Origin of the sequence: Nocardia sp. NBC_00416 (genome assembly GCF_036032445.1) — a bacterium.
GTDB lineage: Bacteria > Actinomycetota > Actinomycetes > Mycobacteriales > Mycobacteriaceae > Nocardia.
This window is the reverse complement of sequence record NZ_CP107932.1, coordinates 6,648,835-6,671,828: the sequence shown is the minus strand read 5'-3', so window position 1 is coordinate 6,671,828 and position 22,994 is coordinate 6,648,835. Positions and strand designations below refer to the sequence as shown.

At 69.6% G+C, this 22,994-nt stretch carries 23 protein-coding genes; 4 read left to right on the top strand and 19 right to left on the bottom strand.

The window, feature by feature from the left end:
• Window positions 1-75: 75 nt before the first annotated feature.
• The 14 genes from OG804_RS28970 to OG804_RS28905 form a co-directional block, all read right to left on the bottom strand.
• Window positions 76-483, bottom strand: a complete 408-nt coding sequence (locus OG804_RS28970) for a Tn3 family transposase (protein WP_328391806.1) — start codon at window positions 481-483, stop codon at window positions 76-78.
• A complete protein-coding gene (locus tag OG804_RS28965; RefSeq protein WP_328391805.1) occupies window positions 480-1,364 on the bottom strand; it encodes an SDR family NAD(P)-dependent oxidoreductase in 885 nt (294 codons plus the stop codon). Before OG804_RS28965 ends, OG804_RS28970 begins: the two co-directional genes overlap by 4 nt.
• Window positions 1,365-1,521: 157 nt before the next feature.
• Window positions 1,522-1,995 carry an SRPBCC family protein gene (locus tag OG804_RS28960; RefSeq protein WP_328391804.1) on the bottom strand — a complete coding sequence of 158 codons (474 nt, stop codon included), beginning with the start codon at window positions 1,993-1,995 and terminating at the stop codon, window positions 1,522-1,524.
• 332 nt (window positions 1,996-2,327) lie between these two features.
• Window positions 2,328-3,887, bottom strand: a complete 1,560-nt coding sequence (locus tag OG804_RS28955; protein WP_328391803.1) for a ComEC/Rec2 family competence protein — start codon at window positions 3,885-3,887, stop codon at window positions 2,328-2,330.
• Window positions 3,888-4,035: 148 nt separating this feature from the next.
• Window positions 4,036-4,953 (bottom strand): ComEA family DNA-binding protein, encoded by a 918-nt coding sequence (locus OG804_RS28950; RefSeq protein ID WP_328391802.1) that lies wholly within the window; start codon window positions 4,951-4,953, stop codon window positions 4,036-4,038.
• A gap of 115 nt (window positions 4,954-5,068) precedes the next feature.
• On the bottom strand, window positions 5,069-5,911 hold the full coding sequence (locus tag OG804_RS28945) for a DegV family protein (protein ID WP_328391801.1): 843 nt from the start codon (window positions 5,909-5,911) through the stop codon (window positions 5,069-5,071).
• 3 nt (window positions 5,912-5,914) lie between these two features.
• The gene (octT, locus tag OG804_RS28940) at window positions 5,915-6,664 is read right to left on the bottom strand and encodes a diglucosylglycerate octanoyltransferase (protein ID WP_328398801.1); all 750 of its coding nucleotides are present in this window, start codon (window positions 6,662-6,664) and stop codon (window positions 5,915-5,917) included.
• 166 nt (window positions 6,665-6,830) lie between these two features.
• Window positions 6,831-7,007: a hypothetical protein gene (locus OG804_RS28935; RefSeq protein WP_328391800.1), complete on the bottom strand. Its 177-nt coding sequence runs from the start codon at window positions 7,005-7,007 to the stop codon at window positions 6,831-6,833.
• Complete coding sequence (locus OG804_RS28930) at window positions 6,997-7,656, bottom strand: histidine phosphatase family protein (protein ID WP_328391799.1); 660 nt, start codon at window positions 7,654-7,656, stop codon at window positions 6,997-6,999. Before OG804_RS28930 ends, OG804_RS28935 begins: the two co-directional genes overlap by 11 nt.
• Window positions 7,653-8,057, bottom strand: coding sequence for a ribosome silencing factor (gene rsfS / locus OG804_RS28925; protein ID WP_328391798.1), 405 nt, complete (start codon window positions 8,055-8,057; stop codon window positions 7,653-7,655). The genes OG804_RS28930 and rsfS overlap by 4 nt, the downstream gene beginning before the upstream one ends.
• 73 nt (window positions 8,058-8,130) lie before the next feature.
• On the bottom strand, window positions 8,131-8,796 hold the full coding sequence (nadD, locus tag OG804_RS28920) for a nicotinate-nucleotide adenylyltransferase (RefSeq protein ID WP_328391797.1): 666 nt from the start codon (window positions 8,794-8,796) through the stop codon (window positions 8,131-8,133).
• A gap of 97 nt (window positions 8,797-8,893) precedes the next feature.
• The gene (locus tag OG804_RS28915) at window positions 8,894-10,297 is read right to left on the bottom strand and encodes a vWA domain-containing protein (protein WP_328391796.1); all 1,404 of its coding nucleotides are present in this window, start codon (window positions 10,295-10,297) and stop codon (window positions 8,894-8,896) included.
• 4 nt (window positions 10,298-10,301) lie between these two features.
• Window positions 10,302-11,195, bottom strand: coding sequence for an AAA family ATPase (locus tag OG804_RS28910; RefSeq protein ID WP_328391795.1), 894 nt, complete (start codon window positions 11,193-11,195; stop codon window positions 10,302-10,304).
• Between the two features lie 490 nt (window positions 11,196-11,685).
• On the bottom strand, window positions 11,686-12,951 hold the full coding sequence (locus OG804_RS28905; protein ID WP_328391794.1) for a glutamate-5-semialdehyde dehydrogenase: 1,266 nt from the start codon (window positions 12,949-12,951) through the stop codon (window positions 11,686-11,688).
• Window positions 12,952-13,015: 64 nt separating this feature from the next.
• Between OG804_RS28905 and OG804_RS28900 the strand changes: the two genes are divergently transcribed.
• Window positions 13,016-13,885 carry a ribokinase gene (locus OG804_RS28900; RefSeq protein WP_328391793.1) on the top strand — a complete coding sequence of 290 codons (870 nt, stop codon included), beginning with the start codon at window positions 13,016-13,018 and terminating at the stop codon, window positions 13,883-13,885.
• A gap of 96 nt (window positions 13,886-13,981) precedes the next feature.
• Window positions 13,982-15,199 (top strand): RtcB family protein, encoded by a 1,218-nt coding sequence (locus OG804_RS28895; RefSeq protein WP_328391792.1) that lies wholly within the window; start codon window positions 13,982-13,984, stop codon window positions 15,197-15,199.
• A 111-nt stretch (window positions 15,200-15,310) separates the two neighbouring features.
• On the opposite strand, the gene OG804_RS28890 is transcribed toward OG804_RS28895, so the two are convergent.
• From OG804_RS28890 to OG804_RS28880, 3 genes are all read right to left on the bottom strand, one after another.
• A complete protein-coding gene (locus tag OG804_RS28890; RefSeq protein WP_328391791.1) occupies window positions 15,311-16,873 on the bottom strand; it encodes an FAD-dependent monooxygenase in 1,563 nt (520 codons plus the stop codon).
• A 192-nt stretch (window positions 16,874-17,065) separates the two neighbouring features.
• Window positions 17,066-17,542, bottom strand: coding sequence for a hypothetical protein (locus tag OG804_RS28885; RefSeq protein ID WP_328391790.1), 477 nt, complete (start codon window positions 17,540-17,542; stop codon window positions 17,066-17,068).
• Window positions 17,539-17,763 carry a hypothetical protein gene (locus OG804_RS28880; protein WP_328391789.1) on the bottom strand — a complete coding sequence of 75 codons (225 nt, stop codon included), beginning with the start codon at window positions 17,761-17,763 and terminating at the stop codon, window positions 17,539-17,541. Before OG804_RS28880 ends, OG804_RS28885 begins: the two co-directional genes overlap by 4 nt.
• 73 nt (window positions 17,764-17,836) lie before the next feature.
• On the opposite strand from OG804_RS28880, the gene ligD reads away from it, so the two are divergent.
• Together ligD and OG804_RS28870 are read left to right on the top strand one after the other, a co-directional pair.
• A complete protein-coding gene (gene ligD / locus OG804_RS28875; protein ID WP_328391788.1) occupies window positions 17,837-18,799 on the top strand; it encodes a non-homologous end-joining DNA ligase in 963 nt (320 codons plus the stop codon).
• Window positions 18,800-18,960: 161 nt separating this feature from the next.
• Window positions 18,961-19,683 carry a Pr6Pr family membrane protein gene (locus tag OG804_RS28870; protein WP_328391787.1) on the top strand — a complete coding sequence of 241 codons (723 nt, stop codon included), beginning with the start codon at window positions 18,961-18,963 and terminating at the stop codon, window positions 19,681-19,683.
• Window positions 19,684-19,888: 205 nt separating this feature from the next.
• Here the strand turns inward: OG804_RS28870 and OG804_RS28865 are convergent, their stop codons facing one another.
• Window positions 19,889-22,018: a RecQ family ATP-dependent DNA helicase gene (locus tag OG804_RS28865; RefSeq protein WP_328391786.1), complete on the bottom strand. Its 2,130-nt coding sequence runs from the start codon at window positions 22,016-22,018 to the stop codon at window positions 19,889-19,891.
• 56 nt (window positions 22,019-22,074) lie between these two features.
• A complete protein-coding gene (locus tag OG804_RS28860) occupies window positions 22,075-22,926 on the bottom strand; it encodes a glycosyltransferase family 2 protein (protein WP_328391785.1) in 852 nt (283 codons plus the stop codon).
• Window positions 22,927-22,994 lie beyond the last annotated feature (68 nt).

Here is a 22,994-nt window from a genome sequence, read left to right as displayed (position 1 = left end):
GACAGTTCCATGCTGGCAGGCCCAGCCGCAGCCTGTCTCCGAGATCACCGGACACCCCTGAGCGGTTCGCGCGTGCTATTCGTCGGCGGTGGTGTCCGGGTCGCAGCGGTCCGTCGACCCGCCGAAGTCGGGCAGGTGGAAGCAGTCGTGCCCGTCGAGGCCGATGTGGGCGCGCACGAACGCCGACAAGCGCTCCACATCGGCGTCCAGCACCCGGGTAGCCGTCGCTTCGCTGCGCCGCGAGAGCACGGTTCTCGTAGTCGGTGTCCACCCGGCGGTGCAGGTGAGCACCGGCCCCAACGCCGAGGGCTGGTCCGCCACGCCTTCGTAGTGGGCGCGGGTCATCTCGCCCTTGCGGTCCTGGTAGATCGTGTGTGCCGGGTCGTGGCATCGCTCGATCAGGTCGGCCCGAGTTTGCCGGAACCCGTTATCGGATCGCCGGTTACGTGGGATCCCCGCTGTTCGACGACCAGAGTTCGTCATTGATCCGCTGGGTGTGGTGCGGCACCGGACCGAAGCGTCGCCCCGGGCCCGGTGCCGTCCACATCGGTGAAGCCGTACCGCGCCGCGAGCTCGGCGGTGGACTCGGCTCCACCCGAGCGTTCGAAGATCTCGGGGTCACAAATCAGCGCGACCACACCCCGGCCGACGAAGCGCGGCGATTCGGCATGCGTGATATCGAAGGTTCCCTCGCCGGGCAGGTCGACGACTGTTCGGCCGTCGTCGGTGGTCCGGGTACCGGTGGCCAATAGCTCGGTATGCACCAATCCCGGCCACACCGACACCACCGCGACCCCGTGCGGCCGCAGCTCGACGGCCATATCAGCCGTCATCTTGTCCAGCCCCGCCTTCCCGACGCCGTACACCACATTGTGTCCGTACGAGACCGCACCCGACGAGGAGATATTGACGACCACCCCCGGACGCGACGCCTGGAAAAGCAGTGGAGCGGCGGATACGCAAGCGACGTAGTGGGATCGGAGCCCGATTCCGAGCACCTGATCCCACGCCCGCAGCGGCAGCTCCCAGAACGGGCGGTGTAACCAGGGGGCGAGATCCGGCGCCGAGAAGACGTTGTTCACCAGGATGTCGAGATGCCCTTGTTCCGCCTCGACCCGTGCGAACAGTGCCGCAACCTGGTCGTCGTCGTGATGATCACAGGGCACCGCGATGCCGGTACCGCCGAGCTCGGTGACCTCGGCCGCCGTGGCCGTGATCGTGCCGGGAAGCGGCCCCGGGGCGACGGTCCGTCCGGTGAGGTACACCGTCGCGCCCGCGGCCCCGAGTTCGAGCGCGACGCCTTTGCCCACACCTCGGCTCGCGCCTGTCACCACGGCGACTTTTCCGGATAACGGCAGGGTCATCGATTCCTCCGACAAGAGTGGCACGGCACAACACCCGGTACGTCGGCCGGATGCCGGACACGGGCCGGGGTGGACAGATCTGAGAGATGGATTCGGCAGCGGCCGGGCGACGGCGCACTGTCGTGCGACGACGAGTTCCGGGCGACGGCCGAGACTTTCACCGGCCCTCGCCGGCGGCCGCGGTGTCGAACAGAAGGCGGAGATTGTCGAGCATGGTGACGTGGGCGGCGACGCCGTGACGCTGGACGGTCCCCAGCAGCCCCCGCGGCGCGCTCAGCCGCAATCGTTCGGTGACCACGGTGCCCGAGTCGTTCTCGGCGAACTGAATTTCGCTGTGCACGTGTACCCGGGGGAACTGGTAGGCGTCGACGATGAGGCTTCCGTCGTCGGCCGTCCGGCTCTGCACCCGGTAGGTGATCCGGTACGAGAACGGCCCGAACGGCATCCGATCGGTCACCCGGTAGTTGCTGAGGCACCGACCGTCGTCAACGGTATCCGCCAGCCGGTCGACCCGGACGATGAGCGGATGCACCTGCCCCAGTTGGGTGACATCCTGGTAGAAGGCCCGGACGTCCGCCTTCGCGCCGGGCACCAACTGGGTGAGAGTCTCCTCGACGCAGTGGACGCCCACGGCCTCACTCCCAACAGCTCACCGGCCGCCTGGATCATGCGCCGCGTCGCGCAATGATCGAACACATCCGCACGGGCCGCAACTCGACACGATGCACTGCTCTCGCCAGAGCGACGGCCGACCCAGCGAGCTCGTAGCCGTCGTCCCTGCCTTCCGAAATCATGGAAAGCCGCCCGTATGCTCCCCGGAACGGATGACCGGCGCACCGACCGCCGAAGCTCCCGCCGCCTCCGCACCGGACGGCGCAGTGCCCACAATTCGGACTCGCGATGATCGCCGGCCCTTCACCGAGCTCCGCACCGGCCGATATGAGCAGCCGACCGGACCCAATATCAGCCGGAAAGCCAGACAGCGAGCGGGAATTGGACGATCAGGACACCTAGGGCGGCCGCGAAAACGATCCGTCGGACACCTGACCACCGCAGCGCCCAGACACCGGCGGCGACGATCACGGCGGCGACCAGCCCGCCGGATGAGCCACCGGGGACGGTGATCACCGAGCCGGGCACCGCGGCGGCTTCGGTGGCGACCCGGAGCAGCCACCACAGCGGAGGGGCGGCGAGGTGCAGGATCATTTCGGCGAGCGGGGGCCAGCAGGGCGCGGCCACCGCGGCCACGGCTCCGAGGATCGTGATCGGGGCGATGACCGGGGCCACAAGGATGTTCGCGACGACAGCGACCCCGCTGAGCCGCCCGGACAGGGCGACGGTGATCGGGGCGGTGACCACGAATGCCGCCGCGGCCACCGCGACGAGTTCGGCCGGCAGCCGCCACCAGCCGCGGTCGCGCAGATAGTCGGCCCAGCTCGGGGCCAGGAGCAGCAGCGCACCGGTGGCCAGCACCGATAGGGCGAATCCCGCCTGCACCGCCAGCGCCGGCCGGATCGCCAGCAATCCGATGACGGCGGCACACAGCGCGGGTAGCGCTTGTTTGCGACGACCGGTGAGCAGGGCGAGCAGCGTCACCGATCCCATGGCGGCGGCACGCAGCACGCTCGGATCGGGCCGGGCGATGATCACGAACGACACCAGCGCGACCGCGGCGCAGAGCAGGGACGACCGGGGGCCGAGGGTGAGCAGCCGGGTGGCCGACAGAACAGCGGTGAGCACGACGGTGAAATTCGCTCCGCTGACGACCGTCAAATGCTGGAGTCCGGCGGCGACGAAATCCCGGTGCAGCCGGTCGGAGAGCGCCGAGGTGTCGCCGACGACCAGTGCGGGCAGCAGTCCCGCTGGATCGGGGGCCAGTGCCGCGCCGGACGCCTCGGACAGGTCGGAACGCACCGAATCCGCGGCGGACTGCCACCACGGCAGCGGCCCCACGCTCGTCGGGCCCCCTACCGGCAGCAGGGTGACCACCGTCAGATCGTGCTGCCGCGGTGGCGCGGGCCGGGCCCGGAACGCGATCGGCCGGCCGGGCAGCAGTGCACCCCAGCGCGGCCCCGCGGCCAGGACGACGACCGCGCCTCCTGCGCGCACCGACCGGTCACGGTATCGGAATTCGCGTAGCTCACCGCGCAGCACCCAGAGCCGGCCCGCACCGGAACCGCTGCTGCGCACAGGTTTCGGATCGTCCACCGGCTCCATCACCACCGACACCGTCGCGGCGGCGGGCACCGCGCGGAGCGGATGAACGCTCACCTGGTGTTCCCGCCAGGCGCCGGCCACCGCGAACCCCGATCCGATCACCGCGGTCCCCAGCACCGCCACGGCGACGACCCGGCCCCGCTCGCTGCGATGCGCGATTCCGGTCCACAGCAGTACCCAGGCCGCGAACGCGATCACCACCAGTGCGAGCGCGACGACGACCCCGGCGACCCAGCCCGCGCCCACCGCCAGGATCGTCACCGACCAGCAGGTGAGGGCCGCCGGGAGCAAGCGGGCGTCCAGCACCGGCTGTGAACTGTTCGCCGGTTCCCTTCCACCGGCCCGTCGACGAGACCCCGTGTCCGCTGAACCGGTCACCGGCGAACCTGCTGGGCCGCCGTATGCACCGACCACCAGGGGAACCGGCTGCGCTGGTCGTGGCGGCGCGGCCCGATCACACCGTCACCAGCGCGCGAAGCCGGGCCAACCGGGTGGGGCCGATACCGTCTACTTCGGCGAGCTGTTCCACATCGGTGAACCGGCCGTTCGTTTCGCGCCAGGCGACGATGGCTTTCGCGGTGACCGGCCCGACCCCGGGCAATGCGTCGAGATCGGCTTCGGTGGCGGCGTTCAGGTCCACCGGGATGCCGGCCGCGGGTGTCGCACTGTTCGGCTCCGCGGCAGACGCCGGTCCGCGCGCGCCGCCGCTGACCGTCGCGCTACCGACCGGCGGTGACCCGGGTTCGCCCGCACCGACTCGTACCTGGTCGCCGTCGACGAGCCGCTGGGCAAGGTTGAGCCCCGCCAGATCGGCGCCGTCGAACGCACCGCCTGCGGCCGCGATCGCGTCGGCGACCCGGGCCCCGGGCGGAAGACGGACGAGGCCGGCCCGGTGTACCAGGCCCACCACGCTCACCACCAGTTCGGCCGATGCCGATGCGGGGGGCGATGCCGGGGGCGGGGGCGAATCGGGTGTCGTCGATGGGGTTTCCGGCAGTGGGGAATCCACTGACAGCGCCGCCGGATTCGCGGCGGGCAGCGGCGGGACCGATTGCGCAACAGGATGTTCCCACAGCACCAGCACCGCGGTCACCAGTCCGGCGAGTAGCGCGATACCCGCCATGGTCACTACGCCGCGCCGACCGGCGTCCAGGCGCGCGCCCCGGAACCGGCCCGGTATCAATCGGTCTCGCCAACCCGGCGGTTCGGGCTCGTCATCGAGCCATCGGGGCGTGCGCACGGCATCGTCACCGTCGGTGAGCGCGGCGTCCGGCCAGGGCCGCGCCCCGCTCGCCGGATCGCTGCGCGGAGGGGCGCCGAGATGCCCGCCCAGTTGCCTGCGTACCCGTTCCCGCTCGTCGTCTCGTGCCATGCTCGCGACATTAGGCCCGGGACAGGATCGGAAGATCCTGCCGATCAGGCGATTCGATAAAGCTGTGTACAACACGGACCTGTGCACAACCACCGCGCACGTCCGAGGTGACCGGTCAGCCGCACCCACCGGGAAGCACCAGCACGCCGATCGCGCCGACGCCGAGATGTACGGCGAGGGCGGGCCCGAACTCGGCCGTGAGAACCTCCGCGATCTGCGGAATACGCTCCCGCAGCTGAGCTGTCACCGTCTCGGCGGCTTCGGCCGCGCCCAGATGCTGCACGCCCACCGCGGCCGCTCCGGCACCCGCGGCTTCCTCGGCCGCCGCGATCAGCTTCGCGAACGCCTTCGAACGGGTGCGCACCTTGTCCCGCAACTCCAGCCGCCCCTGCACCAGCTGCAGAACCGGCTTGCTCACCAGTTCGCTGCCGAAGAATCCGGCCGCGGTGCTGAGCCGACCGCCGCGCCGCAACTGTTCGGTGCGGTTCACCATGAAGAAGGTGCGCGAACTCTCCGCGGCGCGAACAGCCGCGCGGTACACCGCCTCCAGCGCACCACCGGCGGCCGCGCACCGTGCCGCGGCCAGCGCGGGGAACCCGGTCGCCAGACCCGCCCCGAGCGAATCCACCAGCCGCACCGGCACACCGGCGTCCATCTCCTGAACAGCCTGCCGACCGGACTCCCAGGTCGCCGACAGCTGCCGGGACAGATGGACCGCCACCACGCCGTCGCCGCCGCTGCGGGCCAGGGCATCGGTGTAGGCGCGGTGGAGTTCCCCCGGCGACGGCCCGGATGTGGTCACCGAATCCGAGGCGTAATCGATGGCGACGTCGTCGACGCCTTCCCGAATCGCCCGATCACCCACCAGGACGTGCAGGGGCACCACCTGGATACCCAGCTCGCCGATCAGTCCCGCGGGCAGGCTGGCGGACGAATCGGTGACGACTACGACCGCCACACCTCACCCGACCTCTTGCAGTGTTTTCATCATTGCCCTGGCGACCTCGGTGTGCCCGTCCCAGCCCCAGTGGATCCCGTCCGGGTTGGCGTCGCCGGAGAAGATGTTGTCGTGGACGGCCGCCTTCAGATCCACCAGCGGCACACCGGTCCGCGCCGACCACGCCTCGAGTGCCCGGACCGCCGGCTCGCGGCCGCTGTGCACCCGGCCGTAGGCCGCGCAATCGTGCACCGACGGCAGTACCGCCACCACGGGCAGTTCGGGCCGCAAGTGCGCCAGCGCCGTCCGGCACTGTTCCAGGTAATCGACGCTCACCTCGGGTGGCAGCGCGACGGGACGGCCGAGTTTCGCGGCCCGGGGCTGGATCCACTGGTACACCGAACGCACTACGCGCCGCAGACCCGAGGGCCGGACGTAGCGGATGAGCTCCCGGAGCGCGGTGGGCAGCGGCGAGGGCAGCGAGTCCATTCCACCCACCGCGAAGACCACCGCGCCCGCACGCGGCACCGCCGCCCAGACGCGCGGGTCGCCGATCAACGCCCAGTAGGCGTCGCGGCAGGTCCAGCCGATACGACCGACGAGCTCGACATCCCAACCGAGTTCGGCCGCCACCAGATTCGGCCAGATCCGCGGATGATCGGCCGGGAGGCCACCCTTGGGGCCGAAATACGACAGCGAATCGGCGATCACCAGCAGTACCGGCCGCGCATCCTCGGAATCCGCCGAGGGGGCCGCGCCCGCGACAGCCCGCACCGGCGCCTCCGCTGTCCCGGTGACTTCCACGACCGGACCCGGCCGCGCCGCGGGACCGGACTCCGCTGCCGAACCCTGCTCCGGGCCGGACGGCTGCGGCTCGACCCCGGAATCCGGCGCGCTCGCGCCCTCCGACGTGGATGTCACTACGGAATCCTCCTGGTGATCAGACTGCCTTCCGAACATCGCCTTCGTCGGCGGGTTCGGTGTCGTCGGCGTCCGCGGGGCCCGGGTCCTGTTCGACCGGGCCGAACAGCGCGTCGGGCAGAGCGCGTTCCGGTTTCGCGGAAACCCGCTGGAACAGTTCGTCGGGAATCTGCCGGTTCAGATCTTCAGATGACATCGGGTGCTACTTTCGCCGCTGCGTTCCACACATCGAGACGCCAGCCGGGCTTCTCGAGGCTCGGGCCGTGGCTGCTCAGCTGCACCCAACTGGCGTTGGCCAGGCCCCCGAGGGCCGGCCAGTTCCGGGGCGGCAGGTCGAGCAGCGCGGCCGTGAGCGCGGCGATCAGCCCGCCGTGCGCCACGAGAATCATAGTGGCGCCGGGCCAATCCTGCCGCTCGGCGAAGAGTTCCTGTACGACGGGTAGTGCCCGGGCGCCGACCTCCAGTTTGGATTCGCCGCCGGGCGGGGTGAACGTCGCGTCCATCCGCCATTCCAGCCGGGCGCCGGGATAGCGGGAATCGACTTCCACATCACCCATTCCCTGCCAGTCGCCGAGATGGGTTTCCCGCAGCCGCGGCTCGCGGACGATCTCGAGGCCGGAATGCTCGGACAGGGCCAGCGCGGTGTCGTACGCGCGTGTGAGGTCGGAGGCGACGAGACCGACGGCTTTGTGGGAAACCAGTTCCCGTGCCGCCTCTTTCGCCTGCCGACGGCCCAGATCGGTGAGATCGGTGTCGATCTGCCCCTGCATCCGGTCGTTGGCGTTCCATTCGGTCTGCCCGTGGCGCAACAGGATCAGGGTGCGCGCACCGGTTTTCTGTGTCACTCGGTATCTCCAGGTCTTTCTTCTCCGGCGGGCGGTGCCGCGCCGATCCCCTCGACCGCAACGGTGGGGCAGTCTTTCCACAACCGTTCCAGCGCATAGAAATTACGTTCGTCGTTGTGCTGGATGTGCACCACCACGTCGACATAGTCCAAGAGTGCCCAGCGGCCCTCGCGGGTCCCTTCCCGGCGTACCGGTTTGTGGCCGGCCGCGCGCAGTTTCTCTTCGACATTATCGACGATGGCGTTCACCTGGCGCTCGTTCGGCGCCGAACCGATCACGAAGCAGTCGGTGATGATCAATTGTTCGGAGACGTCCAGCACGACCACATCGGCGGCCAGTTTCTCGTCCGCGGCCAGGGCCGCGAGGGTCGCGAGCTGCACCGCCTCGGCCGATGCGGTCACGCCGCACCCCCTGCGGACGACCGGGCTCCGCCGTCGGCGGTCACGCAGGCCGCCGTCTCCGGGTGACTCGCGCTCATGCCAGCACCTCGTTCACACTTCCACTACCTTCCGCTCCGGCCGGCACATACAGGTGCCGCTTCGATATGTATTGCACGACCCCGTCCGGTACGAGGTACCAGACCGGCCGCCCCTCGGCCGCGCGGCGGCGGCATTCGCTCGACGAGATCGCCAGCGCGGGGATCTCTATCATCGTGACGGCGCCCTCGGGCATACCCCGCAGATGCTCGGCGAGATGGTCGATGTTCAACTCGTACCCCGGCCGGCTGACGCCCACGAATTTCGCGAGCTCGAACAGTTCGGCCCAATCCTGCCAGGTGAGGATGCTGCCCAGCGCATCCGCCCCGGTGATGAAGTACAGCTCGGCGCCGGGGTACTGGGCGTGCAGATCGCGCAAGGTGTCCACGGTGTAGGTGACCTTGCTGCGCTCGACATCGGCCCGGCTGACCGAGAACCGCGGATTGGACGCGGTGGCGATCACCGTCATCAGATACCGGTCCTCGGCGGGGCTGACTTCCCGGTCCGACTTCTGCCACGGCTGGCCGGTGGGTACGAAGATAACTTCGTCGAGGTCGAACCGATGCGCGACCTCACTGGCCGCGACCAGGTGACCGTGGTGGATGGGATCGAAGGTCCCGCCCATCACCCCCAGCTTGAGTCCGCCCTGGCCTGTTCCGCGCATGAGTGTCGAGCTTAACGGGTCGGCCACCGGTCCCTTCCGGCCGATCAGCCTTCGTCTGCGGGGTTTGCCTGTGGACCGCGGCGGCCGAGGTAGCGCATCAGACCGGCAGCAACCGGGAGACCACGGCGGTGAGCTGGGCGGCGGACCGGCATTCGTGCATCTCGATGACCCGCTGATACCGGTCGGCGGCGGAGTCGCCGGACCCCCAGTTCGAGCGCGGTTCGGGATTGAGCCAGTGCGCGTGCTTGGCGACCTCGACCAGTCCGCCCAGGGTGGCGAGCTCGGGGTCGCGATAGTTCGTGCGCGCGTCACCCAGGATGAGCAGTGAACTGCGGCTGGTGACCGCGTCGGGGAACTCGTCGGCGAAACTCGTCAGCGCGCTGCCGTAGTCGGAGTGGCCGTTGAAGCCGACGATATCGGCCTCGGCGAAGATCCGCTGCATGGCCTCGTCCAGCGGCGTGTGCGGATCGAAGAACCTGGTGACCTCGTCGGTGTGGTCCACGAACGCGAAGATCCGGACCTTCGAGAACTGCTCCCGCAGCGCGCTGACCAGCAGAAGCGTGAAATTACTGAATCCCGCGACCGACCCCGAGACATCGCACAGCAGGACCAGCTCCGGGCGGCCGGGCCGGGGTTTGCGGTTGACCAGGCCGATCGGGACGCCGCCGGTGGACATGGATTTGCGCAGAGTTTTGCGCAGATCTATCTCGCCGCGTTTGGCGTGCCGCCGGCGCACCGCCAGCCGCGACGCCAGAATCCGCGCCAGTCGCTGCGTGCTGCGCTTCAACTCGGCCAGTTCGGCCTGCGAAGCGCGCAGGAAATCCACTTCCTCGGCCTGCCGGGCCACCCCGTAAGAGGCGACCCGCTCGCGTCCGATCCGTTCGGCCACCCGCCGCCGGGTCTCGGCCTCCACGGTGCGACGGAACTTCTCGATCCGGGCCCGGCCGGCGCGGCGCGCGATCTCGGTGTCGAAATCGCTCATACCCGGGGTGGCCATCGCCGCCAGGATCTGTGCGAGCAGCGTCTGCGGCTGCACCTCCTTGAGCGCCTGGTACGACGAGAAGGACGCGCCGCGCGCCGACTGGTACTGGCCCAGCTGTTCCACCAGCTGCGCGGCCATCAGCGCCTGCTGGGCCCCGGAACCCTCGTCGGCGAGCATTTCGGCCAGCATCCTGCGCAGTTCGGGGACGTCGACCCGGCCGTCCTCCCGGTACGGGATCTCGACATCCGCCGCGGCGCTGCGTTCACCGATCGCGACCGGGAACCACAGGTCGAACAACCCGTCGTAAGTGCCGCGATGGGTGCCGCGCCGCAGCAGGGCGCAGGCCAGCCCTTCCCGCACCGCTTCCCGGTCCATGAGGTCCAGCACCGACAGGACTCGCCCCGCGTCGACGGTTTCGGAGGGTCCCACCGGTATCCCCCGCGCGCGCAGCGCCTCCACGAAACCGACCAGATGCCCCGGCAAACCGTGCGGGGCCGGCGGCTGGTCCTCGGTGACCACCACGTCAGGCCGGTTTCAGTTCCGCCAGCGCACGCTGATGGTCACTGCGGTGTTTGAGCACCACGCCGAGAGTGTCGCGCACGGTGGCGTCGTCGAGATCGGTGTGGCCGAGCGCGAGCAGAGTGCGGGCCCAGTCGATCGATTCGGCGACCGAGGGCAGCTTCTTCAACTGCATCCCGCGCAGTACATGCACGATCCGCACGAGCTGGGTGGCGACCGCCTGCGGGAGCTCGGGCACTCGGCTCGCCAGGATCCGCCGCTCCAGGTCTTCGTCCGGGAAGTCCAGATGCAGGTAGAGGCAGCGCCGTTTGAGCGCCTCGGACAGCTCGCGGGTGGCGTTGGAGGTCAGGACCACGAACGGGGTGCGGGCCGCGGTGATGGTGCCGAGCTCCGGAACGGTCACCGCGAAATCGCTGAGCACTTCCAGCAGCAGTCCCTCGATCTCCACATCGGCTTTATCGGTTTCGTCGATGAGCAGGACCGTCGGGTCGGTACGCCGGATCGCGGTGAGCAGCGGACGCGACAGCAGGAATTCCTCGGTGAAGACATCGGCCTTGGTTTCGGCCCAGTCGTTCTCACTGGACGCCTGGATCCGCAGGATCTGCTTGGCGTGGTTCCATTCGTAGAGCGCCCGCGCCTCGTCCACGCCTTCGTAGCACTGCAACCGCACCAGCTCGGCGCCCGCGGTCTGCGCGACGGCGCGGGCCAGCTCGGTTTTCCCGACTCCCGCCGGTCCCTCGATGAGCAGCGGTTTGCCGAGGCGGTCGGCCAGGAAGACCGACGTCGCGGTGGCCTTGTCGGCCAGGTACCCGGTGTCGGCGAGGCGACGCAGCACATCGTCGACCGATGTGAAGATCGGCTCCTGAACCGGCGGGGTGGGGGAACTCGCGGGTTCCATGGGGCCGTCCTTCCGTCGAACTCTCCCACCCCACGCTACCGGGCACCGGTGTGCTGGGCCTCGTCCCCCGGAGCCAAGAGACCCAGCCCACCGCCCACTCACGCCCTACGGATGATCGACCCCGACGGCCAGGACTGCCCCGCTCCGCAGCGACAGCGCCCAGCCGCTGAGCACGTGCAGCCGAAACCAGGAATCGCCAGGACCCCGACCCCACACCCCGAACGCTCCTGCCGAATAGCCGACTTCCACAGTCGGGGCCCGCCCCGGTTCTGGAGCGACAGAGCGAAGGAGCGCAGCGACTGAGTGCCGGAGTGAAGAACCGGGGTTGACGAGGGCCCCGACCCGCCCCGCCGCAGGCGGGGCAAACAAACACAGTCGGGGCCCGCCCCGGTTCTGGAGCGACAGAGCGAAGGAGCGCAGCGACTGAGTGCCGGAGTGAAGAACCGGGGTTAACGAGGGCCCCGACCCGCGCCGCCGCAGGCGGCGCAAATTACACAGCCCGGATCTGACCCGAGCCCCGGACCACCCATTTGGACGAAGTGAGTTCCGGCAGCCCCATCGGTCCGCGAGCGTGCAGCTTCTGGGTGGAGATGCCGATCTCTGCGCCGAACCCGAACTGCTCGCCGTCGGTGAACGCGGTGGACGCGTTCACCATCACGGCCGCGGCGTCGACCCGGCGGGTGAATTCGTCGGCCGCGGCCAATTCGCCGGTGACGATGGCCTCGGTGTGTCCGGTACCCCAGGTGTTGATGTGCTCTACCGCGGCGTCGAGATCGTCGACGACCTTCACCGCGATATCCAGGGTCAGGTACTCCTCGCCCCAGTCCTTGTCGGTGGCCGGCACCATTCCGTCGAGATCACCGTGCAGAGTGACCCCCTTGTCGGCGAGCGCCCGGGCCAGCCGCGGGACCGCGGTATCGGCGATGGCGGCGTCGATCAGCACCGTTTCGGCGGCGTTGCACACACTGGGACGGCGGGTCTTGGCGTTGATCAGGATCTCTTCGGCCATATCCAGGTCGGCGCCCGAGTGCACGTAGACGTGGCAGTTGCCGGTTCCGGTCTCGATGGTCGGGACCTGGGCGTCGCGCACCACGGCGTTGATCAGACCGGCCCCGCCGCGCGGGATCACCACGTCCACCAGCCCGCGGGCTTGGATCAGATGGAGCACGCTGGAGCGGTCCGAGCTCGGCAGCAGTTGCACCGCGTCGGCCGGAAGCTCCACCGCGGTCAGCGCCGCGCGGATCACCGCGACCAGCGCCGCGTTCGATCGGGCCGCCGAGGACGACCCGCGCAATAGTGCCGCGTTCCCCGATTTCAGGGTCAGACCGAACGCATCGACGGTGACGTTCGGCCGTGCCTCGTAGACCATGCCGACCACACCGAGCGGCACCCGGATCTGCCGGATCTCCAGCGCGTTGGGCAGTGTGGACCCGCGCTCCACGACACCCACCGGGTCGGGCAGGGCGGCCACTTGACGCAGGCCCGAGGCGATCCCGTCGATCCGGTCCTTGGTCAGCCGTAGCCGGTCCAGCAGCGAATCCTCGGTTCCCGCCGACTTCGCGGCGACGAGATCCTCGCCGTTGGCTTCCAGGACGGTGTCGGCGGCGGCCAGCAGCGCGTCGGCGGCGGCGTGCAGGGCCTCGTTCTTCTGGGCGGTGGTGAGCTGGGCGAGCACCCGGGAAGCGACCCGGGCCCGCCGGGCGGCCTCGTGCACGGCCGCGCGCATATCGAAATCAGCGGTGGTCTCTACCGTCATGCAGTACAGCCTACGCACCGGGAAAACCGCTTTTACCGGGCCGGCGCCCACTATGTTCTACCCCGTGACCGCTCCCCTGATAGCCGTCCTCGGCAGCATCAATATGGATCTGGTGACCACCACCGAGCGCCGCCCCGCGCCCGGTGAAACGGTACTGGGCCGCGGCTTCGCCATGGTGCCGGGCGGGAAGGGCGCCAACCAGGCGATCGCGGCGAGCCGGGCGGGCGGGCGGGTGATGTTCCTCGGCGCGATCGGCACCGATGTGTTCGCACCGCAATTGCGCGCGGTGCTCACCGGATCCGGGGTCGACACCACCGGGCTGCGCACGATCGACGGTCCGAGCGGCATCGCCTCGATCGTCGTCGACGACGGTGGCGAGAACACCATCATCGTGGTCGGCGGCGCCAATACCGGGATGACCGGCCTCGGCGCCGCGGATCTGGCCGCCGTCGCCGCCGCCGACATCCTGCTGTGCCAGCTCGAGATCCCGGTGCCGACCATCGAGTCGGCGGTACGGCACGCCCGCGACAACGCCACCACCGTGATTGTGAACCCTTCCCCGGTACAGCGTCTTTCCGATGATCTGTGGCGCCACGTGGATGTGGCGGTGGTGAACCGGGGCGAGGCCGAGCACTTGGGCGGCGCGCTCGGTCCGGTGCCGCATGTGGTGGTCACCCTCGGTGCCGACGGTGCCCGCCATCGCGGGCCCGACGGCGCGTGGACCAGCGTGGCCGGGCCGGCGGTCGAGGTGGTGGACACCACCGGCGCGGGCGATACCTTCACCGGCGCCCTCGCTGTCCGATGGTCGCGCGGCCCGGCGGAGGCGCTGCGTTTCGCCTGTGCCGCGGGCGCGCTGGCCACGACGGCGCTCGGCGCCAGCGCCTCCATTCCCGTGCGCGCCGATATCGATTCCATCCTGGCCGCCGGAACGTGAGCCGCACCGGAAATTCGAATGCTATTCGGTTTGCCGCGGCCTACCGTGAATTACGGCGGCGGACAACGGTCCGCTCCGAATAGAAGGGTCGAGACAATGTTTCCCGTCGAGCTGTCCGGAACCCGGGCACGGACGTTGATGTGGGCCGACGAGCACGAGATCGACGACGCGGCGTTGCAACAGCTGCGCAATATCGCGCGGCTGGAATGGGTCCACGGCGTCCGTGTCATGCCGGATGTGCACCTCGGGAAGGGCGCCACGGTCGGTTCGGTGATCGCCATGCGCGACGCGGTCGCACCGGCCGCCGTAGGAGTCGATATCGGGTGCGGGATGGAGAGCGTGCGCACCGACCTGACCGCCGCCGACCTCCCCGACGATCTGCGAGCGCTGCGTTCGGCGATCGAGGCGGCGGTGCCGGTCGGTTTCGCCGCGCATCAGCACCCGGTACAGGTGCGCAAGCTGGCGCCCGGCCCGTCCGGCGTCGCCACCACGACCCTGCGCACCGGCTGGGACCGGTTCTGGTCGGCCTTCGGCGACCTCGACGAGGCCGTGGCGCCGCGGGAATCCAAGGCGCACAAGCAGATGGGTTCGCTGGGCGGCGGAAATCATTTCATCGAGGTGTGCCTGGACCAGGACGATCAAGTGTGGATCCTGTTGCATTCGGGCAGCCGCAATATCGGCAAGGAACTGGCCGAGCGCCATATGGCCGTGGCCCGCGGACTGCCGCACAACCGGAATCTGGTCGACCGCGATCTGGCGGTGTTCTTGGCGAACACCCCGGAGATGGCGGCCTACCGGCGCGATCTCACCTGGGCCCAGGAGTACGCGGCGCGCAACCGCGCAGTCATGCTCGCACTGGTATCCCAGGCGGTGCGGGACCAGTTCCCGACCCGGGAGGTGTGCTTCGATACGCCGATCTCCTGCCACCACAACTATGTCGCGGAGGAGAAGATCGACGGGATTCCGATGCTGGTGACCCGTAAGGGCGCGGTCCGGGCGGGCGCGGGAGATATGGCGCTGATCCCGGGTTCGATGGGTACCCGCTCCTATGTGGTGCGCGGTAAGGGCAACCCGGCGTCGTTCCAGTCCGCCTCGCACGGCGCGGGCCGCCGGATGAGCCGCAACGCGGCCAAGCGGCAGTTCACCGTCCGGGATCTGATCGCCCAGACCGAGGGTGTGGAATCGCGCAAGGACGCGGGCGTGGTGGACGAGATCCCGGCCGCGTACAAGAACATCGACGAGGTGATCGACGCCCAGCGCGATCTGGTCGATGTGGTGGCGACGCTGCGGCAGGTGCTCTGCGTCAAGGGCTGAACGGGAACTTGCTCAGCCGCTGTTCGGGCGCGCCGGGCGGGGATCGCTTCCTCGCCCGGCCTCTCGCCGTTCCGACTGCAGAGGTCACCCGGTACTCACCCCCCGAGCAGGTCAGGTCGGCCGATCGCTCAGGGGCACTGTGGTTTTCACCGGCTCCCCGAACCAATACGAGAGCGCCTCACGCAATGCGAGCGCGGCGATGCCGCCGGGCTCGCCGACCGTCGCGGCCCAGGCGATATGGGCGTCCGGCCGGATCAGTAGGGCGTCGGCCGGGCGGGCGTCGGTTTCGGCAGTGCGGATGTCGACCCGTCCCGCCCACTCGTCGGCGATCTCGCGGAGTTCCGGACGGTCGGCGAGATCGAGCAGGACAGGACGTGCGGCGGGCATCAGTTCGGCGACGCTGGTGACCCGCTGATCGATCCGCAGGGTCAGATCCGGCGCGAAAGTGCCGGTCAACGGGTGCTGGTTGGGATTGGGCATCGGGTAGCGGAGATCGGTCCCGGCGATGAGAGATCCCAGGCGGCGCAGCGGCTGCTCGTCGACGAGCAGTTCCAGGAACACCTCGCGCAGCGCTCGGGCGGCCGGGTCCTCGTCCCGCCGCAGCGCTACCTGAGCCTGGGTTTGGAGCAGCGTGCGGGCGCCGGCGTAGTGCCGTTCCTCGTGGTAGGTGTCCAGCAGGCCGGCCGGTGCCCAGCCGTCGATATCGGCGGCCAGCTTCCAGGCCAGATCGACCGTGTCGAGCATGCCCGCGTTGAGTCCCACGCCCGTGGCGGGGAACAGATGGGCCGCGTCACCGGCCAGCAGGATCCGCCCGTCGCGGTATCGCTCGGCCTGCCGCGCCTGGAACTGGTAGCGCGACAGCCGGATCACCTCACCCAGTGGGAGGTCCGCACCGAGTACGCGCCGAATACTGTCCTGGAACTCGGTCAGGCTCATCGGCTCGTCGTCGATTTCGGTGGGGTCGGTCTCGGTGGTCAGGACGAGCAGGACCTCGTCGGTGAGCGGCCCGAATCCGAATACACCGTGGTCGGTCCGGGTGAAGCCCGCACCGATCCGGCCCGGTCCGGGGACTTCGAGGTCACCGTTGTCGAGCCGGATGACCGAATCGGGCAGCGTGACCTGGCCCAGCCGGTTGACCTCGGGATAGGTGAGGCCCGGGAACGCGATACCCGCCATCTCACGAACCCGGCTGTGCCCACCGTCGCAGCCCACCAGGTAGGCGGCCGTCACCGGGTAGGTGCCGTCCGGGCCGCGTACCTGCGCGGTCACCGTCTCGGCGTCCTGGCTCACCCCCACCACTTCGTGACCGCGGCGGACCTCGGCGCCGAGTTCGCCCGCGTGTTCGGCGAGCAGCCGCTCGAGTTGCGGTTGCGGCAGGGTCAGGCCCCGGAGCGGGGGCTCCGCCAGACCCGAGAAGTCCAGGTGCACATCGCCGAACGGATATCGGGGAGCCGGATGGCTCGGACCGGTCGCGGCCGCTTCCAGTCGCTCCAGCAAACCCCGGTAGCGCAGCAGTTCCAGGATCTGCCCACCGAGACCGTTGGCCTTGTGTGTGTCGCGATGCTCGGGGTGACGCTCCAGCACCAGCGGCCGAATGCCCGCCAGGCGCAGTTCGGCGGCCAGCATCAGACCGGCCGGCCCCGCGCCCACGATGATCACCTCGGTGTCCGCCACCGGCCACTCCTCTCGCAGTCTGTCATGTTCCGGCGCACCGGGTCGTCGATGACAACGCCCACCTCGCCGCTCCAGTTTCTGCAGGTTACGGCTTCGGCCGACGAGTATGCGGGAACACCGGGGTCTTACCGCAAGCCCCGGGTGGGCTGTCGGCCGGCCGTGGAGCGGGCCGGCCCTCGCTCGAACCGATACTCAGCCGGCGTACCGCTTCCGCAGCAGTGCGACGGCCCCGATCCCGCACAACAGGACGCCGAAGAGCAGGATCACCCCACTGGACAACCAGCTGTGCAGGACGCGACTCAGTTCGGCGGGCAGTCCGGGTACAGCCGAGATCAGGCGGTAGGTGCTCGCGGGGGCGGCGATCTGCACGATTGCGGGGACGATCCCCCACACCAGTCCCGCGGTCAGGGCCGCGGCCGGGACATAGATCGCGGATCCCGCGACCACCGATAACAACAGCGCACCGAGGACCGACTGCGCGGGCGCGAGCCATCGATCGGCGGCATCCCACCACCGCCCGGCGAGGACGGCGCCGTTCGCGGCGATTCCGATCGCCACCGGCGTGAGCAGCAATGCGAAAAACGATGCGAGCACGGCCCGTCGCCGCTGCTGCCGCCGCGGCGACCCCGGTCGCTCCGATATCACCGATCGCTCGAGCCGGTCGGTCATCCACTCTCCTTCGGTTCTCGCGCGTGCGCCGGGCCATTGTCGCCGCGACAGCAGCCGTCGCCGTCATCCACTCGCACCTCGGGGGTCACCGATATACGCATGCGGCCGGAGCAAACCCGGGGTTTCCTGCCACTGCCGAGCTCTTCCACCACCCGCGCGGGCACCCGGAACCCCGTGGCGGTCTTGCCGCCCAGCTCGATCACGGTGTCGAAAGTGAGCATCGGGCTCCACCTTTCCAGCCGGCCCATGGCGTATCGCCGAGCCTGATTGTGCACGGACCGCTATGGTCGGACAATGGGCAGCGGCGCGGGGGCGGCGGTGGAGCTGACGGTCGGCGATCGCGAGGTGCGGATCACCAACCCCGACCGGGTGTACTTCCCGGAGACCGGCGCCACCAAGCTGGATCTGGTGCAGTACTACCTGAGCGTGGGCGAGGGAATCGTCAACGCGCTGCGGGACCGGCCGTGCATGCTGCACCGTTTCCCGAAAGGGCTGCCGGGCGGGAAAGTCCATCAGAAACGGCTGCCTGCGGGCGCACCCGACTGGGTGTCCACCGTCCGGGTCTATTTTCCGCGCTACGGCCGGCACGCCGACGAACTCTGCGTCGGCGAACTCGCCGAAGTGATCTGGGCGGTCCAGATGTCCACCGTGGAGTTCCATCCCTGGAATTCCCGCCGGGCCGATACCGAGAGCCCCGACGAATGGCGGATCGACCTGGATCCGATGCCGGACTGTCCCTGGTCCCGGGTGCAGCGGGTGGCCGGCGTGGTGCACGAGGTCCTCGACGATATCGGCGCGGTCGGCTGGCCGAAGACCTCCGGCGGCAAGGGGTTGCACGTGTACGTGCGGATCGCCCCGGAGCACGGTTTCCATCAGGTACGCCGCGCGGCCCTGGCCTTCGCCGAGGAGGTCCGCCGCCGCCTACCCGACGAGGTGACGACGACCTGGTGGCGACGCGACCGCGACCCGGAACAACTGTTCATCGACTACAACCAGAACGCCCGCGACCACACGATCGCCGCCGCTTATTCGGTTCGCGGCAACCCCGCCGCGACGGTCTCCACGCCGGTGCGATGGGACGAGATCCCCGATATCGGTCCCCGGGATTTCACGATCGCCACGGTCCCCGGGCGCTTTCGCGAACTCGGCGATCTGCATGCCGGCATCGATGACGCGGTCTTCGACCTGACCCGCCTCATCGAATGGGCCGACCGCGACGCCGTGGAGCTCGACGAAGACGCCGAACCGGACTTCTAGCGCGGATATCCGGCCGCGCCCCGCCCGGCGGGCGGCGCTGTCGTGACCGTCGTGACCGCTGGATACGGCGGGTGAACCGGAAGATACGGTGTGGCCCCGGCGCGGCGACGGGAGCGTGTCGTTGTCCGGGTAGCGGTGCCATGAGGGCAATATGTGCGGATGTGAGCACTCGGCCGGTCGATCGCACGGAGTGGGCGGGTCCCGCCGCCCGAGCCTGTCGTTTCACGATCGCCGCGATCATCACCGCGGCACTGGTCACCCAACTGGTCCTGTTGTTCGGCGGGGGCACGGACGCGAATTCCGGGCGCGCGGACCCGGACGCGAGTGTCGCGACGCGACTGGTGCGGTTGTTCAGCTATTTCACCATCGAGAGCAATCTGTTCGTCCTGGTCATCATGACCAGCCTGGTGCTCCGTCCCCGGCGTGACGGTCGGCTCTGGCGGGTGGTGCACCTGGATTCGCTGCTCGGCATCGTCATCACCGGTCTGGTGTTCGCGCTCGTCCTCGCCGACGAGGTACATCTCAGCGGCGCGGCATGGTGGGCGAACCTAGGATTCCACTACATCGCGCCGTGGGCCACCCTCGCCGTCTGGCTGATATTCGGTCCGCGGCCCCGTATCGACCGGGCGACTGTCGCCTTGGCCTTCGTGTGGCCGGTGGCCTGGATCGGCTACACCTTCGCCCACGGCGCCGTGACGGACTGGTATCCGTATCCCTTCCTGGACGCCGCGCAGAAGGGGTACGCGACAGCGCTCACCAATACGCTGGTCGTCGTCGTGGTAGCGCTCGCGCTCGCCGCCGCGTTCGCGGTCCTCGACCGCCTGCCCACCGCCGCGGGCCTTTCCCGGCGTGCCGAAAATCCGGACGCCGCGGGCCGTCGCTGAGGTCGGCCCGGCCCGTTCGCGCGTCCACCCGCGCCATGGTCGGTACCGCGCCGGTGCGTGCCGGAAGGGTCATCGGGACCGTCGGTGACCAGCAGGATCGAGTTGGTGCGGCCGGCGGTGCGGGAGTCGGCCGCGCTCCGGCACGCGGGGCGCCGCCCGCGAGTCGCGATCCCTGCGCGACCTGTGCGGACCCGTCGGCGCGAAGTCAGGTCGGAGTGGCGAGCGCGAACGGGAGGACAGCCGGGGCGCCCGCGCGCCGCAGCGTCCAGGCGGCGACGGTGAAGGTCCAGCCGGAATCGGTGAGCGTGTCCACCAGCAGGATCGGGCCGTCGATTCCGGTGAGATCGGGGACTTCCCACCCGTCGTAGAGCGCCGCGACCCGATGCGCGGAGTTGACCGCCGACACGGGCGGTCGATCGGGGCGGGTACGCAGCGTGCCCAGATTGTGCAGCCGGCCGATATCGGCCAGACGCTCGGCCAGCGACCCCGTCAGGACGGGATGGGTGGGCGATTCCAGCGCCAGCACCGCGGTGGGCCGGACGGCCCAGTCCCATTCCCGCAGCACCGGGACGCAGGCGTCGATCACCTCACCGGGCGCCGGACCGTCGGGGCCGTCGAGGACAGGACGCAGGCGGCGGCCCCAGCCCAGGGAGTTCAGGCGGCCCAGCACCCGGCCGGGCTCGGCGCCGTCGGAGATCTTCCCCGACAGCGGGACGCCGAGTTTCGACATACCGGTCGGCCATTGTTTGCGGGGCGACAGATCGACACCCGGGCGGTCGAGCCGGGCACGGGTGGCGGCCACGGCTTCGGAATCGACCCCGGTATCGCGATGGACTCCGGTGCAGTTGTCACAGCGGCCGCAGGCGCCGGTGCCGGGCGCGGCGGCCGCCAGAGCCGGGTCGTCGAGTTGGCGGCGCAGGAACTCCATGCGGCAGGCGGTAGTGCTCTGGTATTCGAGCATCGCCTGTTGTTCGGCAGTGCGAGCGGCGTCGAGCCGTTCGTATCGGTCGGCCTCGTAGGTCCAGGGACGGCCGGTGGACAGCCAGCCGCCGCGGACCCGGCGGACGGCGCCGTCGACATCGAGCACCTTCAGGACCATGTCCAGCCGGGAGCGGTTGAGCTCGACCAAGGGCTCCAGGGCCGCGGTGGACTGGGGTCGTTCGGGATCGAGAGCTTCGAGTACCGACCGAACGATATGTTCCCGCGGGAAGGCCACGGAAGCGAAATAGCTCCAGATCCGGGTGTCCTCGGGCCCGGGCAGCAGCACGACCTCGGCCCGTTCGGTACCGCGCCCGGCACGGCCGACCTGCTGGTAGTAGGAGATCGGCGACGACGGGGCGCCCACATGGACCACGAAACCCAGATCGGGTTTGTCGAACCCCATGCCCAGGGCGGAGGTCGCGATCAGGGCTTTGACCTCGTTGTCCAGCAACGCGGCCTCGAGTACCTCCCGTTCGGCGGGGTCGGTCTGCCCGGTGTAGGCGGCCACCCGGTGGCCGTGCGAGGTGAGCACGTCGGCGAGATCATGGGCGCCGGCGACGGTGAGGGTGTAGACGATTCCCGAACCCGGTAATTCATCGAGGTGGGTGCTGAGCCAGGTTGTTCGTTCCACCGCGTCGTCGAAACGGACCACCGACAGCCGCAGTGATTCGCGATCGAGGTCGCCCCGCAGCACCAGGGTGTCGGTGCCGATCTGTCCGGCCACATCGGTCACCACCCGGTCGTTCGCGGTGGCGGTGGTGGCCAGCACCGGTACCTCGCTGCCGAGTTCGGCGATCAGCGTGCGGATACGCCGATAGTCGGGCCGGAAATCGTGACCCCAATCGGACACGCAGTGCGCTTCGTCGATGACGACCAGCCCGGCGTCGGCGGCGAGCCGGGGCAGCACCTGATCGCGGAAATCGGGGTTGTTCAGCCGTTCCGGGCTCACCAGCAACACGTCCACCGCACCGGCCGCGACCTGCTGATGGATCTCGTCCCATTCGGTGACGTTGCCGGAGTTGATGGTGGCCGCGACCACGCCGGCCCGCCGCGCGGCCGCGACCTGGTTGCGCATCAGGGCGAGCAGCGGCGAGACGATGACGGTGGGCCCGCGCCCCTGCGCACGCAGCAGCTTCGCGGCGATGAAGTACACCGCCGATTTTCCCCATCCGGTGCGCTGCACGACCAGCGCCCGGCGCTTGCCCACCACCAGCGCTTCGATGGCGGTCCACTGGTCCTCGCGCAGCCGGGCGCCCGGCCCCGCCAGGTCGCCGAGCAGCCCCTCCGCGTGCTCACGTAGGTCGCCGGCGACTCGGCCGGCCCCGCCCATGGTGCTGCCCGGTGCTGTCGTCATACGGCCCATACTGCCCGAACCCCCCGACAGCGGCGGCGCACGCCGGTCTGCCCCGCTCAGTCGCCCACCGAAGAGATCCGCGCCGCCCCGGGCCGGCTGCTGAACCGCCGCCGGTCGAAATCCCAGAATCGATAGATCGGCCACTGGAGTGTGTGGGCCGACCAGGCCCCCGCGATGATCACCCAGTGCACCGGCCGAATCCGGAAGCCGTGGTATCCGAGGGTGCGCACACCCGCCAAATGGAACCGCCAGTAGCGGCGCGGGCTGGTACGGCGGCGCCGGGAGGAGGTCCGCGCGCGCATCTCGGCGACCTGATCGATGCGCAGCCCGCACAGGGAGAGGCAGACCGCGAGATCGAGGTCCTCGGCGATATCGGCGCGAACCTGGGTGCGGTCGCGGACCTGCTGCCACGCCTCGCGGCGGATCGCCATGTTCGGGCCGTACATATTTCCCACCCGCCCGCCGATCCGGCCACAGCGGAGCAGCACCCACTGGCCGAACCTCAGGAGGTAGCCGACCGGCGAATCGTGGTAGGTGCACAGCCCGGTCACCGCGGCGGTCTCGGGGTGTCCGGAAAAGTACTCGCGGATCGTCGCACCCCAATCGTCCTCGACGAAAGTATCCGCGTCGGTGCGCGCGACGAGTTCACCACGCGCCCTGTCGAAGCCCGCGTTGCGCGCGAACGCGGTGCCGCGGGCGGATTCGTGGAGGAGCTCGACCTTCGGGTGGGCGGCGGCGAATCCGCGCACGATATCGGGGGTGCCGTCGTCGCTGGCGTTGTCGACGACGATCACCTCGTCGATGGTGTCCTGCGCGACCAGTATCCGCAGGGTGCGCTCGATCAGCGCGGCTTCGTTGAGAACAGGAACGACAACCGACAGGACTGCCGGCGAAAACTCTTCTGTCATTGTGGATGTTTCCGTCTCGATTTGTTCGGAACAGATCGCGGTGTCCCGATCCGGCAACTGCATGACAC